This is a genomic window from Helicobacter sp. 16-1353, assembly GCF_003288815.1.
Taxonomy (GTDB): Bacteria; Campylobacterota; Campylobacteria; order Campylobacterales; family Helicobacteraceae; genus NHYM01.
The window spans coordinates 1-14,382 of the sequence record NZ_NHYM01000013.1 but is presented as its reverse complement, the minus strand read 5'-3'; the positions used below and the strand labels follow the sequence as shown (position 1 = coordinate 14,382).

At 30.5% G+C, this 14,382-nt stretch carries 12 protein-coding genes; 9 read left to right on the top strand and 3 right to left on the bottom strand.

The genetic code is table 11. The annotated features are described in order from the left end of the window. Positions 1 to 4 precede the first annotated feature (4 nt). A complete protein-coding gene (locus CCY99_RS07810; RefSeq protein ID WP_112060860.1) occupies positions 5 to 1,516 on the bottom strand; it encodes a DEAD/DEAH box helicase in 1,512 nt (503 codons plus the stop codon). Between the two features lie 255 nt (positions 1,517 to 1,771). Between CCY99_RS07810 and CCY99_RS07805 the strand changes: the two genes are divergently transcribed. The 9 genes from CCY99_RS07805 (at position 1,772) to CCY99_RS07765 (ending at position 9,879) form a co-directional block, all read left to right on the top strand. Continuing rightward, on the top strand, positions 1,772 to 2,515 hold the full coding sequence (locus CCY99_RS07805; RefSeq protein ID WP_258443913.1) for a cytochrome c biogenesis protein CcdA: 744 nt from the start codon (positions 1,772 to 1,774) through the stop codon (positions 2,513 to 2,515). Positions 2,516 to 2,524: 9 nt separating this feature from the next. Beyond that, complete coding sequence (locus CCY99_RS07800; RefSeq protein WP_112060858.1) at positions 2,525 to 3,709, top strand: amidohydrolase family protein; 1,185 nt, start codon at positions 2,525 to 2,527, stop codon at positions 3,707 to 3,709. Between the two features lie 17 nt (positions 3,710 to 3,726). Then, positions 3,727 to 4,608, top strand: coding sequence for a mechanosensitive ion channel domain-containing protein (locus tag CCY99_RS07795; RefSeq protein ID WP_112060857.1), 882 nt, complete (start codon positions 3,727 to 3,729; stop codon positions 4,606 to 4,608). Beyond that, complete coding sequence (locus tag CCY99_RS07790; protein ID WP_112060856.1) at positions 4,605 to 5,843, top strand: aminofutalosine deaminase family hydrolase; 1,239 nt, start codon at positions 4,605 to 4,607, stop codon at positions 5,841 to 5,843. The genes CCY99_RS07795 and CCY99_RS07790 overlap by 4 nt, the downstream gene beginning before the upstream one ends. Then, the gene (gene sppA / locus CCY99_RS07785) at positions 5,830 to 6,696 is read left to right on the top strand and encodes a signal peptide peptidase SppA (protein WP_346437021.1); all 867 of its coding nucleotides are present in this window, start codon (positions 5,830 to 5,832) and stop codon (positions 6,694 to 6,696) included. The genes CCY99_RS07790 and sppA overlap by 14 nt, the downstream gene beginning before the upstream one ends. Beyond that, complete coding sequence (gene purU, locus CCY99_RS07780; RefSeq protein WP_112060855.1) at positions 6,693 to 7,520, top strand: formyltetrahydrofolate deformylase; 828 nt, start codon at positions 6,693 to 6,695, stop codon at positions 7,518 to 7,520. Before sppA ends, purU begins: the two co-directional genes overlap by 4 nt. Positions 7,521 to 7,637: 117 nt before the next feature. After that, positions 7,638 to 8,306, top strand: coding sequence for a homeostatic response regulator transcription factor HsrA (gene hsrA / locus CCY99_RS07775; protein WP_112060854.1), 669 nt, complete (start codon positions 7,638 to 7,640; stop codon positions 8,304 to 8,306). A 110-nt stretch (positions 8,307 to 8,416) separates the two neighbouring features. Then, on the top strand, positions 8,417 to 8,914 hold the full coding sequence (locus tag CCY99_RS07770; RefSeq protein WP_112060853.1) for a DUF6056 family protein: 498 nt from the start codon (positions 8,417 to 8,419) through the stop codon (positions 8,912 to 8,914). A 41-nt stretch (positions 8,915 to 8,955) separates the two neighbouring features. Next, positions 8,956 to 9,879: a DUF6056 family protein gene (locus tag CCY99_RS07765; RefSeq protein WP_112060852.1), complete on the top strand. Its 924-nt coding sequence runs from the start codon at positions 8,956 to 8,958 to the stop codon at positions 9,877 to 9,879. Here the strand turns inward: CCY99_RS07765 and CCY99_RS07760 are convergent. Together CCY99_RS07760 and flgE are read right to left on the bottom strand one after the other, a co-directional pair. Beyond that, entirely contained in the window at positions 9,863 to 11,770 is a 1,908-nt protein-coding gene (locus CCY99_RS07760; protein WP_146744959.1) for a 6-hydroxymethylpterin diphosphokinase MptE-like protein, read from the bottom strand. The genes CCY99_RS07765 and CCY99_RS07760 overlap by 17 nt on opposite strands. A 4-nt stretch (positions 11,771 to 11,774) precedes the next feature. Then, a complete protein-coding gene (gene flgE / locus CCY99_RS07755) occupies positions 11,775 to 13,925 on the bottom strand; it encodes a flagellar hook protein FlgE (RefSeq protein ID WP_112060850.1) in 2,151 nt (716 codons plus the stop codon). Between the last annotated feature and the right edge of the window lie 457 nt (positions 13,926 to 14,382).

Here is a 14,382-nt window from a genome sequence, read left to right as displayed (position 1 = left end):
TAATCTAATGATTTTTATCGCTTTTAAATCGTTTGCTAGAATTATCTCTATTGGCTCTATTATTTTTACTTTTATCAACTCTATTATTTCTTCTAGTATTTCTATCTCCAGATTGATTTGCTCTCTTATTTGTATCTTTTCTACTATCATTTCTTGTATTTTTAGAAGCTACGCTTTTGGAATCTAAAGTAGAATCTAAACTATTTTGAAGTCTTTTAATCTCACTTTGTGAAACTCCGCTATCTTTTGCTAATATATCAGATAAATATGATAAAAGCTTACAAACTAGCTGTGTATTGTCTATCTTAGAACTTAATATAGGATATAAATCAAGAGAATTAGATGATATTTTATATTCTAGAATCTTAGAAACAAAATCATCTTTTGTTTGCGTATCCGACAATTCAAATAATTCTAAAGATGTTTTTATTTGGTCTTTTATTCTCTTTAAATCACGAAATTCAAGTGGAGTTACTAATGTGATTGCCACACCTTTTTTCCCTGCTCTGCCTGTCCTGCCTATTCTGTGGACATAGCTCTCTGGATTTAATGGCATATGATAATTGAAAACATGACTTACATCTGTTATATCAAGTCCGCGACTTGCCACATCTGTAGCAACTAGAATCTCTACCCTATTTTCTTTAAATGCTCTAATTGCACTTTGTCTCTCTCGTTGCTCCATATCTCCGTGAAGCGGAGTTGCCTTATATCCTTTTGAGATTAAAAATGTAGCAAGTTTATCTGCCTCTTTTTTCATTCTCGTAAAAATAATACTTTTCTGTGGCGAAGTAGCATCAATAAGTCTCATTATCGCACTATCTCTTTCATTTTCATTGATAATATAATATTTTTGTTCAATATCAGTATTTGTTACATTCGCCGCTGTGATTTTTACATTTTTAGGATTATTTAGAATCTTATTTGCAAGATTTTTTATTGGGGTTGGCATTGTGGCAGAAAATAAAAGGGTTTGCCTCTCCTTTGGAATAAATCTAAAAATATCTTCAATGCTTTCTAAGAATCCCATATCAAGCATTTCATCACTTTCATCAAGAACGATTATCTTAGGATTAAAATTTTTTATTCTATCGTTTCGTAAATGGTCTAGCAATCTACCGGGAGTTGCCACCATAACTTGTGGCTTTTTATTTAAAAGCTCGATTTGTCTTTTTATCGACTGACCGCCATAAATGCAGATTGTTTTAGTTCTCAAAAATCGCCCAAGTTTAAAAATCTCATCACTAATTTGCATTGCAAGCTCCCTTGTAGGAGTAACAACTAATGCTTCAATATCATTATTATTTTTTAGCATATTTAGAAGTGGAATTGCAAATGCAGCCGTTTTGCCTGTGCCTGTTTGTGCTTGTGCTATTAAATCATGTCCTTCCAAAATAAATGGAATTGCATCTTTTTGCACTGGACTAGGAGTAGTAAATCCTAATTCAAAAATACCTTTTAGAACCTTTTCTTTTAAGTGAAATTCTAAAAAGCCATTTGTATCGTTATTTTTCATATATTTATATACCTTATTATTTATATATTACACTATTCAATTTAATTAGTATTTGTGTAATTATTCGCCTTATGTTGGATTGATATTAATTCGCCGATGATAATCTATGATGATATATTCACCATAATTTTGAATTAATGTATTTAAGGCTAGGGATTATAACCAAATGTTGATTAGTTTTAGCTATAATTTGATGCTCTTAAGAAAAATATTATCTTTAAAAAAATTATTGTATTAAAAAATAAAAGGAATGTTTTGGAATTAGCATTAATAAATCTATTTAAAGAATTACCATATATCGTATCATTTATCGCTGGAATCTTAACATTTCTAAGCCCTTGTATTTTACCTTTAATCCCACCCTATATGTCTTATATAGGTGGAATATCACTAGAAGAATTAAAAACAAATTCACTGAAAGCTAGAATATATATATTCCAAAGAGCCGCTCTTTTTGTATCTGGATTTTCATTAATTTTTATCCTAATAGGAATCTCTTTTAACACAATACTTAGCACAATATTAAGCAATCCAATCACAAATTATATCGCTGGGGGGATTATTATAATATTTGGAATCCACTTTTTAGGCATAGTTAGATTTAATATTTTATATAAAACAAAAAGATTAGAATTAAAACATAACAAAACTAGAAAAGAAGGAAAGATTGGATTCTTAATCCACACTATATCACCATTTATATTAGGTATTGGATTTGCACTTGGTTGGAGTCCTTGTGTGGGTCCTATTTTAAGCAGTATTATGGTTTTAAGCAGCACTGATAAAGCAAGTGGATTATCTTTAATGATAATTTATGCTATCGGTTTAAGTGTTCCATTTTTACTAACAGCTCTTGCGATTGAGCGATTTTTCACTCTATTTAATAAGATTAAAAAATATGCAAGAATAATTGAAATAATAAGTGGGATTCTGCTTATTATAATAGGCATCACAATAGCATTCGGCGGATTGGACAGATTAAATGAAATTTTAATATAGGATTATATTATGATACTAAAAAATGCATTCATCTACGACACATCAATAAAACAAAAATGCGATATACAAATAAAAAATGGGATTATTGTAAAGATAGATTCTAATATTAGTGATAATGATGATATATTAGATTGCACAAATAAAACAATAATGCCACAATTTATCGACTTAAATGTGCTTCCAAAAAATAAAACACTATCAAGAAAATCTTTGTTATCTTTAGCAGAGAAATCTATGAAAGGTGGCGTTGGAAGCATTGTATTAAACAGCGACACAAATCCAAAAATTGACAATGAAATGGCAATTGAGTTTATTAAAGGTATTAATAATGATTTACAAGTGGATATTTATCCTAGCATATCATCTGTAAATAATGAAAATAAAATTTGTGATATTTCTATAATGCACTCACTTGGTGGCATTGGAATCTCACTGCAAAGCAATCAATCCCCAAATACCATTGATAAAATAGCAAAATATGCAAAAATGCTTGATATTCCTATATTTGTAAATGCTGATGATAATTTAGGCGGTGTTATAAACTATGGCGTTATGAGTGCAAAACTTGGACTTCCACCAAAGAATCCACTTAGTGAAATAAAAGAAGTTGCAAAGATTCTAGAAGTAGCAATATTTTATAATATAAAGATTGTTTTTAGATGTATAGTAGAGCCTAGAAGTATAAAACTAATAAATGAAGCAAAAAAGCTAAATAAAAATATCTTTTGTGAGACTTCTATCCACCACTTAATATTAAATGATGAAAGTTGTGATAACTACAATACAAGTGCAAAGATTAATCCGCCATTAAAAGATAAAAAAACACAGGAAATATTAATAGAGAATCTCAAAGAAAATAATATTGATTTGCTTACTTCCTTGCAATGTGCTTGTTATAACTCCCTAAAAGAAAAAGTTTTTAGTGAAGCTGAATTTGGAATCGATGGGATTGCTTATTATTTTTCACTTATTTTTACCAATTTAGTGAAAAATGATATTATCGATTTGCAAAAAATCTCAACTATTTGCTCTAAAAATCCTGCTAAAATTCTAAACTTAAATTACGGAGAAATAAAGGTTGGTAAATTGGCTAAACTTATGGTGTTAAATCTAAAATCCTCTTATAAAATAGAAGATTTTTTCCTACCATATAATAATCAAATTTGCGATGGTGTAATTGAAAAATTTATATAGATTATTAGGAATAGGTATTGAAAGATAGAATATTTGAAATCTTAGGATTAATGCTTGATGAAATAATCAACGCTACCATAGTCGGCTCAAAAGCGATTTTTATATTAATATTTGGAATCTGGTTTGCCTACTTTGTGGGTGGGAAAGTTAAAAAAATACTGCTAAAAACGCTCAAAGATGAAATGCTAGCTGGATTCCTATCCAAAGTCGCATATGTGGCGATTATGGTGCTTGTGGTGGTTGCTACATTAGGCACGATGGGCGTTCAAACGACTTCTATAATCGCTGCACTTGGAGCAGCTGGACTTGCAATTGCATTAGCACTTAAAGATTCTCTATCAAATCTTGCAAGTGGTATTATGCTAGTGGTGCTTCGTCCATTTACCAAAGATGACACGGTGGAGATTGAAAACAATATCGGCATAATTGAAGATATATCGCTTTTCCACACTTATATGCGAACACCCGATGGAAAAGTGATAATTATGCCAAATGCAATTGTCGCCACCACTGAGATTATAAACTACACTGCAAAGCATAAAAAAGGCATTAAAAAACTTGATGAAGATGATAGTGATGATAAGACAATTCGGCGGATTGATTGGCTAGTGGGAGTGGGCTATAATAGCGATATTGACAAAGTAAAAGAAATCATTCTCCAAGCAGCTCTTAGCACGAACAATATCAATGATGGAAAAGAAGATTCTAGTAAAAAAGTATTTGTTGGCGTAAATGAGCTTAAACCAAGTGCGATAGAATTCGCCGTTCGTGCGTGGGTAATTGACAATGATGCCTTTTTTAGCACAAAATGCAATATGATAGAAAATGTCAAAAAAGCACTAGATTCTAATAAAATCGAGATTCCTTATAATAAAATGGATATTAATATAAAAAAATGAAGTTAATTGGAGCGAGTGCAGTTATAACCTGTGATGATAATTTTAGTGTTATCAAAGATGGTGGAATCTTATTTGATGAAAATAAAATAATAAAAATTGGCAAATTTAATGAATTAAAAAAAATGCAATATATCGATGTAAGATTCTATGAATCTTGCGTTATAACACCATCTCTTATTAACACACATATCCATTTTGAATTTAGCCAAAATACCTCATCGCTAAATTATGGTAACTTTGGAGAGTGGCTAGATTCAGTGATATTAAAAAGAGAATCTTTAATGAAAGATTCTAGTGATGCTATAAAAACAGCACTAAAAGAAACACTATCTTGCGGGGTTGGCTCTGTAGGTGCTATAAGTAGCAATGGGTTGGATTTAGAAATCTTAAATCAATCTCCTTTAAAAGTGCTATTTTTTAATGAAATCATAGGAACAAATAAAGAATATAATGAAAAAATAATGAATGATTTTAACGAGAGATTAGAAAAATCTCTACTTTTAACTAGTCCTAATTTTAAATCAGGGATAGCTCTACACTCTCCATATTCTCTTAATTTTGAATTAGCTAGTTATGCGATAAAAAAAGCGATGGAGCATAAACTATTAGTATCAACGCATTTCTTGGAATCTAAAGAAGAATTGATGTGGTTGGAGTATAAAAAAGGGTATTTTAAAAAATTTTTCAAAAGATTTTTTAATGACGAAAACGCCCTGCCATATTATTCAAAAGAAAGTTTTTTAAGATTATTTAAAAATTGCGAAAGTCTATTTGTGCATTGCTTATTTTTAAACAATGATGATTGGGCTACAATATCAAAACTAAATGTAGATATTGTAAGCTGTCCTCGCTCCAATCGATTATTAAATAATAGATATTTTGATTTCTTAAAGGCAAAAGATTATAGATTACCTTTGATTATTGCCACAGATGGCAAAAGCTCAAATAACAACCTAAATATTTTAGATGAAGCAAGAGTTGCATTATTTGCATATGAACAATTTAATATAAATAATCTAGCAAAAGAGATTCTACTATCAATAACCAGAAGACCAGCAAAGAGATTAAGATTCAATAATGGATTTTTAGAAAAAGGGAGAGCAAGTGATTTTGCTATATTCTATATAAAAGATATAGAAAATTGTTCGCAAGTAATTCTAAACTTCTTATTACACGCAAAAAAGGTGGAGGACTTGTATATTAATGGAAAAAGGATAGATATTGAAAACTATTAAAAAAATCTTTGGAATATTCATTGTAAAGCCATTAGAATTTATACAAAAATATTTTAAAACTTTTGTTTTTTTATTTATTGTTGTGCTTATCATATCATCAGGAACACCAAAAAAAGATTTTAATGCAAATCTTGCAAAAATCTATCTAAAAGGTCCTATTTTTGAAAGTGAAACATTTATGGCTCAAATAGAGAATCTAAAAAATTTTCCAAATCTAAAAGGAATCTTACTCATTATAGATTCTCCGGGTGGTGCTCTAGCTTCTTCTGTTGAAATAGCAGATATGGTAAAAGAATTAAATGAATCCATTCCCATCGTTACATATGTGCAGGGTGCTATGGCAAGCGGAAGCTACTATGCTGGAATGTATGCTCATACTATTGTAGCAAATCGAGGTGCGATGATTGGCTCAATAGGCGTTATAATGAATGGATATAATATAAAAGATTTGATGGATAAAATCGGCATTCAATCTCAAAGTCTAAAAGCAGGTGAATACAAGGAAGCAGGAACGATAACAAGACAATGGAGTGATACAGAAAGAATATATTTGCAAAATATGCTAGATAAACAATATAAAATGTTTATAAACGATGTAGCAAATGCAAGGAATCTAGATGTGAAAAATTATAAAAACTTTGCAGAGGGCAAGATTTTCAACTCCTATGATGCACTCAATCTTGGATTAATAGATTTAGTGGGAACACAAATCAATGCGATAAATATATTAAAAGAATTGAGTAATGTAAAAGATATAGTATGGGTAAAACAAGGAATAATAGATTCTTATCTAAAAAAAATGACAACCCAAGCAATAAATCAAGTATTTTATAACCTAACCAAAATACAATGACTTTTACAATACTAATAGATACGCCTGATAAAGAGGGTTTGGTATATGAAATATCTTCTATTATTCTAAAAACAGGTTTTAATATTGAAAAAAATGATGAATTTGTAGATAAAGAACATAATCATTTTTTTATGAGAACAATAATAAAAAAAGAGCATAATATTTCAAAAAACAATTTATATCAAAGTTTATCACAAAAACTACCAAAAGAAAGCAATATAAGAATCTTTGAAGACACTAAAAAATCAATAGTAATTCTCTGCACAAAAGAGCCACATTGCTTGGGTGATATTCTAATAAAAAATAATATTGGGGAATTAAATGTGGATATTAAAGCTGTGATTTCAAATCACGAGAATCTAAGGGAATTAGTGGAGAAATTCAATATCCCATACTTTCATATTTCACATAAGATAAATGGGGCTGAGCATTTGATAATCCAAAAATGTAAAGAATTAAATCCATCATTTATAATACTTGCAAAATATATGCAGATACTTTCACCAACATTTGTAGAAGCCTTTCATCAAAAAATTATTAATATTCATCACTCGTTTTTACCCGCATTCATCGGGGCAAATCCCTATAAACAAGCATATGATAGAGGTGTGAAAATCATCGGTGCAACCTCACATTTTGTAACAAATGAGTTAGATTGTGGTCCTATAATCTGCCAAGATATTATGCAGGTAAATCACACTTATTCGTGGAAAGATATGCAAAAAGCTGGAAAAACCATAGAAAGAGTGGTTTTAGCAAAAGCTATTGATTTAGCGATAGAAAACCGCATTTTTATACACAAAAACAAAACAATTATTTTCTAAATTCTTAAAATAAAATATAAAAATACTTAAAGTAATATAAAAATATGCTATAATCCTAAAATTATCTTTAAGTTATGTTTTAAGGTAAGTAAAGTTTCTTTATACAAAGGACAATAAATGCGCGTTTTAATCATAGAGAACGATGAGAAATTGAATAGGGCGTTAAGTGAAATACTTAATATGAAAAAATATCAAACTGATATTGCCGAGAATCTAAAAGATGGTAAATATTATGTAAGTATTAGAAATTATGATTTAGTGGTTGCAAATTGGACGCTAAGTGATACTAGTGGGGCGGATATTATTAATGCAATAAAAGAGAAATCTCCAAAAGTTCCTATTATTATCATTTCTTCACAAGATTCCGCTGATATTGAAATCAAGGCATTAAATAGTGGGGCTGATGACTACATAAAACAACCTTGTTTGCCTGAGATTTTTATTGCGAGAGTGGAAGCGAGACTTCGCTCTTGGGGTTCAAATCTAATTGAAATAGGCGATTTAATAATCAACCCAGATGAAGAGAAAATCATCTATAAAGGGCAAGAAATCGAGGTAAAAGGTAAGCCATTTGAGGTGCTAACCCACCTTGCAAAGCACCGAGACCAAATCGTATCAAAAGAGCAATTATTAGATGCAATATGGGAAGAGCCAGAGCTTGTTACACCAAATGTAATCGAAGTAGCGATAAATCAAATCCGCCAAAAGATGGATAAACCACTTGGCATTGCCACTATCGAAACAGTGCGACGAAGAGGATATAGATTCTGCTATCCTAAAGAATAAATCTTATTAGCCTTTTTCTTTTAAATATAGATTTTTGCTAGAATCTTAGAGATTCGCCAAAAATCTTACAAAAGAAAAGGTCTTCTCAAATCAATCCTTAAGGAATCTTAATGATACTAAATCGCCCTATTGTGTATTTATTTTCTTTGATATTTGCGTTTTTACTATGTTTAAATCTACTTTTACCTCCTATTAGCGATGATTTCGATGCTTATTTTGCCGCACAAAAAGGCTTTGAATCTGCAAAATATTTTTATTTTCATTGGAATGCAAGAATTGGCGAGTTGCTACATAAAGGTTTTATAGGAGGATTCAATCCATTTTTATTTGATTTTATTAATGCTATTGTGGGAAGTGGCTTTATATTTGCATTTTTTATACTACTATTTGGCAGAATCCCAAAAGATAGAAATGACATAACAACTATTATGTTTATCTGCCTTTTAATCTTAGTGGCTTCTCCATTTGGTGCTGTGTTTTTATGGGGAAGTGGAGCGTTGAACTATCTTTGGGGATTATTTTTTATTATTATTTTTTTACTACCCTATAGAATATTCAGTGAAAAAGCCCTAAATAGGGGGGGGGGAACTACCAGAATCCTAATTTAATAATTCTAATATTATTTAACATATTATGCTTCGTTGCTGGAATGGCAAGTGAGCAAATTGGCATAATAACGATAATTGCTCTTCTTTTTCTCTATATATTTCTAAGATTCTATAAAAAAATAAAAATCCCTTCTTGGTTTGTTATTGGAATTATCTTTTTTATCATTGGATATTTATGTTTATATCTATCGCCGGGTCATCACGCAAGAAGCCAATTAAAGGTATTTGAGGGCGTATATCTAAGTATTCCACAACTCATAGATTTAGGTTTTTATGAGAAATTAAAGCGAGTATTTATAACATTAAATAATTTTAAATCAAGAATGTATATTATTTTTGTATTGTTGATTTTTACCATTTATTATATGAAATCTATAAATCTCAATTCTATTAAAAGAAAGATTCTATATGGATTTTTATATATATTATCAATTACAATTATTTTGATTATTAATAATAATTTCTTCGTTGTTTTATATGGAATCTGCTTTATTTTATTATTGATATTGATGAAAAAAGATAGGATTTTTATACCAATTTTTATTATCCATTTATTGTTTTTATTAACAGCTATGGTAACTATACAATTTCCATCACTTCCAGCAAGAGCGAGATTGGGAGATTCCCTAATGTTGATTGGAGGACTTGGACTATTTATCAATGCCTTTTTAAGCAATAGCCCATATAGAGATAGAATCTATAAGTTAATAAGTGTTTTAATTTGCGTATATGGCATATATGTCGCTAGTGCATATGTAACATTTAGATTGGATTGGAATAATATGGTTAAGCTTATAGAATCCCAAAAAAATCTTGGGAATCTCGACATTGAGGTAGATGATATTTTTCATTCATATTATAGTAATTTTAGTAATTGGGGAAATATAGGAAAAAACGCAAAAGATTGGCCAAATCCAAGTTATGCAAAAATGTTTGGCATAAATAGTATTAAGATAAAAGATTAGATTGATATTCGCTTAAAAGTTTATCTAAGCATTTTGCAATAATATCAACATAGAATCTTGCAATATCTGCAATATCATTCGTCTTTGCATACAAAATGCAAATCATCATATTTTGCAATAAATGTAATATCGTGCCCTCAAATAAGATTCCGCAATGTGGGCGAGTAGAAGAGGATTTAGCTAAAAATGCTGTAATATTATCGATAAATGTGAATAATTCCTGTTTTGTTGCAATATCTACGCAAATATTTCTTTTTAATTCATCTACAAACACCATAATATCGCTATTCAAATTATCCTTAAATACTACATCATTACTAAAACATTTTAGAAATTCATTCTTTATAGAATCCTTATTAATATCTTTTTCAAATATAATATTTTTACTTACTTTTGTGCCTTGTATATACGCACCATCGCCTATATTATAGATTATTTTAGGTTTATAATGCTTAATAGCAATCTCAATACTTTCACGACTTAATGAAAAAATAGAAGAGCTATAAACATCTACATTACTATTTCCTTTAACCTTAAAGCTATAAGGCGGAATCTCGCTATTTTCATCACCATAAAATGAACCTTTGGAATGCTTTGGTTTATCTTTAATATATCCACAATCAATCCCACAAAGAATAATAGTATCACTAAAATTACAAGCCAAGCTAAATCCCGCATTTCCTACAAATGGGGCACAAAATTCAATAATATTAGCATCTTTAAACATATATGAACTTGTAGTGCCACCGCGTATAAAAATATATCTATTAGGCGATAGATTAAGAACCTTATTATTTACCACATTTGCACATAAAAGCGAGGTATCGCCAATAGAAGAATCTTCTAAAACGCTAGAAAGATAATCGATTCGCTCAATTTCTATTTGAAAATCTATGTTGATATTATGCTGTTTAAGTATTTTTAGAGCTGTTCCGCAACTAAAAATAAGCATTTTATTTTGATTATTTCGCAAAAAATCTATATTGGATTCCAAGCTTGGACCACTTCCAATAACACAAATAGGAATATTTAACTTTGTAGTTTTATGCAGAATCTTATTGCTATGTATATTTTGTAATGTGTTTTTAACCCCAATCATTTCATCTTCAAAACTTCCCCAACCGCGAGAATTTACCTTGTAGGCTTCATTTACCATATCTTTAATAGCCGAAATCTTAGGAGAGATAAAGGCATTTAATTCAAGTCGTAAGAAATTATTTGTTACTTTTTTGCTATAAAAATAATGGTTTAAAAATGCTTTGGATACGATATTTTCAATAAAAATATAACAAGATTTATTACTAACTTGACTAAAAAGTCGTTTAAAATCCACAAAATAACAAGAAAGGCTAAAAAGTGCCAAATCCTCTTCAAAAATAAGAAGTGAATGAAAGGTAAAGTCATTTTCTAGTAGAATCTGCAGGAAAACGCCACCACAAAGACCAAAAATATTTGTTTGTGGTAAAAACAATGATGGCAAATGATATAGATTAGATAGTTTAGAATCTAAGATATTATCATATGTAAAATCAACCATTTCATTTATTGCATTTGATGTAATATATAGATTTTTTGTATCTATTTTTGCTAGAGATAGATTATTTGCATAAACTTTCCAAATCTTATTATTTAGCGGATTTAATGCGATAGAATAGGCTATGTTTATAAAAGAATCTTTTGGATATAAATATTTATTATTTACTAAATCAATAATATTTATTTCATCTTTGTTAAAAAGTAATTGATATTGCTTATTTTTCCCTTCTAATGTATCTTTTAGGGCTTTTGCTATGTGTTTATTATGAACCTCAAAAAATGCTAAATTATCCAGCATTCTTTGAAGTAAAGCTTTTTCATCTCTATTTTGTAGAGATTCTAAGATACTTGGCATAAAATTATTGTTTAAGTCCAAGCAATGTATTTAGTATTTGGTCAGATGTTGTAACTGCTTTAGAATTCGCTTGGAATCCTCGTTGAACCACGATTAATTGGGTTAAAGCTCGACTTAAATCCACATTACTCATTTCTAATTTTGAGCCACTTACGCCACCTCTTCGCCCTGTATTTGGTGCTCCAATGATTGGCTCTCCAGAGTTTCCTGATTGACTAAATATATTTCCACCTTCTGCTTGAAGTCCCGCATTATTCGCAAAATTTGCTAATGCGACTTGTGCTAAAGCTAATGATTTACCATTGCTAAATGCCCCAAGAAGTGTTCCATTTGCATCAAATCGAATATCTACCAAATCTCCTGCTTGATAGCCATTTTGCGAGATTGTATAGGTTTCGGAGATTCTATCCACACTTGTTAGTCCCCCAAATGTTCCATTATCTCCAAATGCTAGTTCTAATCGCTGTGGAGCAGTTGAGCCATTTTTCGGGTCAAACTGCAAAACGGGTGGATTCATTCCAGCTAAACTCCCATCGGAATTAAAAGAAACTCTTCCGCCCTCAAATATATTTGGTCTTGTTGGAGAGCCATCAAGAAATTGTGCTGGTTCTGGAAGTAACGCCCTAAAACTCCATTCGCTATCACCTGTTTTGAAAAACTCAAATCTAACAGTATGTTTTGAGCCAAGACTATCTACAATATCTACACTTGTGGCGTGGGTTGCTACGCCAAAAACACCTGTGCTAGTAGTATTTCCTCCCTCCACAAGTGAAGTTGTAGCAAGCCCCGCCATAGCTTCTTTAAAAATCACATTATTAGTGATATTATCCGAATAAAAACTGCTTATATTTATATTTAGATTATTTTGAATATCATCGCCATCATCGGTATTTTGTATCTCAAACATACCAAAATCATTCACTCTAACAAACACACTTGCGGTGCTATCGGCATATGGAATCTGTGGATTTTTTATCATATTTGCATCTTGTTGCATTAATGCCCTTAAATCTTCTGTTGTTCTAAACTGCCCACTTGTGGAATCTGCATTTTCGGCTTTCGTATATTGGTAAGAAAATGCAGTTACAACGCTATCTCCCTCTGCAAAATTTGAAAATGCCCCACTACCATCTTGCGTAATTAGAATATTCTTGTTTGTTCCATCGCCATCTTTATTATTTTGATTTTCTAATCTCAAAAGTCCATTATCCACAAATGCCTCTACACCTGTTTTACTGCTTTGTGCATTAATAGCATTTTGTGCCGCTACAAGAGAGCTAATACCGCTTACAGCAGAATCATTAGTAAAAGAAATAGTCTCACCATTTATTCCAATAGTGCTATTTTCAGCCGTAGGATTGATTGATTGCCTCATTTGTGCCACTTGATAACTAATCCAGATTCCTTGATTTTCTTTTAGTGCTAGAGCATCTCCATCAGCGTTGAATAACGCACCAACATCATAAGAAACTTGTTTTAATTTATTTGCAGAATCATATAATCTTATTTGTGGGTCAGCCTCTGTTCTAGTGCTTGAATCAAGTGAAGAGAGTGAAATCATTTGGTCTGCTTTTCTTCCTGCATTTAAGTTAGCCCTAAGTGAGATAGATGATGATGATTTTGCTGGCATAACCATCGCAGGGTCAATTTGGATGCTCTTAATAGGTCCAGTATGGTCTACCTTAAAAAAATCATCTTCAGTCATATATTCAACATTTTGTAATTCGCCCCTAGTCCAACCTTGCACCACATAACCACCAGTATTTACGAGATTCCCATTTGCATCAAACAAAAACTCGCCATTTCTAGTGTAATTATAGGTTATCCCCCTATCAGGGCTAACGATAAAAAAACCTTCCCCCTCTATTGCAAGGTCAGTTTTAACATCTGTATTTTGTGTATTGCCTTGAGAAAAAACCTTTGTTGTAGCCTCTACACCAACACCAAGCCCTATTGAATAATCATTTTGCCCACCAAGTCCATTTTTATAGGGTGAAGCGGCGATTTGTTTGATTTGAGAAAGCATATCCACAAAAGAAGCCCTTGAGTATTTAAAACCAACAGTATTTACATTTGAAATATTATTACTTTCCACATCTAATGCAATTTGATGTGCCTGCATACCACTTACACCTGACCACAAAGACCTTAACATACATTATCCTTTTAGAATGATTTAATGAATAATTCAAGCAAAAAATATTCCAAATATTTGCAGTTTTGCAGAATCTAAAATGGGTTTATAGATGGGTAGTTTTATATTGTATTTTGGAATCTTGTAATTATCAATTTTTTAGAATCTGGCTTTTTACTTTGATTTGACTTAGATTCTCTAAATTTGTAGAATTTTTAGTTTTTTAGCTTAGAATCTTAGATTCTCACTTTGATTTAGATTCTGGATAGCTTATAGATTCTATGAATCTTGTGTAGTTGTAGAATCTACTAGATTCTGCGAATCTTTAGGATTAGATTTAATAGATTCTATGAATTTTTAAAAATATAGAATCTAAATTGATAGATTTACTCTGCTACCATATTTAGCTATTTTATACCACTTTTAAGATTCTTACTATTTGGTGATTTTTTATTAAGATTTTAGTTTTAATATTCTT

Bases quoted from the DNA above. Each gene is read 5' to 3' on its own strand.
- CCY99_RS07810 (WP_112060860.1), bottom strand. From the start codon at position 1,516: ATGAAAAATAACGATACAAATGGCTTTTTAGAATTTCACTTAAAAGAA.
- CCY99_RS07800 (WP_112060858.1), top strand. From the start codon at position 2,525: ATGATACTAAAAAATGCATTCATCTACGACACATCAATAAAACAAAAA.
- CCY99_RS07790 (WP_112060856.1), top strand. From the start codon at position 4,605: ATGAAGTTAATTGGAGCGAGTGCAGTTATAACCTGTGATGATAATTTT.
- purU (WP_112060855.1), top strand. From the start codon at position 6,693: ATGACTTTTACAATACTAATAGATACGCCTGATAAAGAGGGTTTGGTA.
- hsrA (WP_112060854.1), top strand. From the start codon at position 7,638: ATGCGCGTTTTAATCATAGAGAACGATGAGAAATTGAATAGGGCGTTA.
- CCY99_RS07770 (WP_112060853.1), top strand. From the start codon at position 8,417: ATGATACTAAATCGCCCTATTGTGTATTTATTTTCTTTGATATTTGCG.
- CCY99_RS07765 (WP_112060852.1), top strand. From the start codon at position 8,956: ATGGCAAGTGAGCAAATTGGCATAATAACGATAATTGCTCTTCTTTTT.
- CCY99_RS07760 (WP_146744959.1), bottom strand. From the start codon at position 11,770: ATGCCAAGTATCTTAGAATCTCTACAAAATAGAGATGAAAAAGCTTTA.
- flgE (WP_112060850.1), bottom strand. From the start codon at position 13,925: ATGTTAAGGTCTTTGTGGTCAGGTGTAAGTGGTATGCAGGCACATCAA.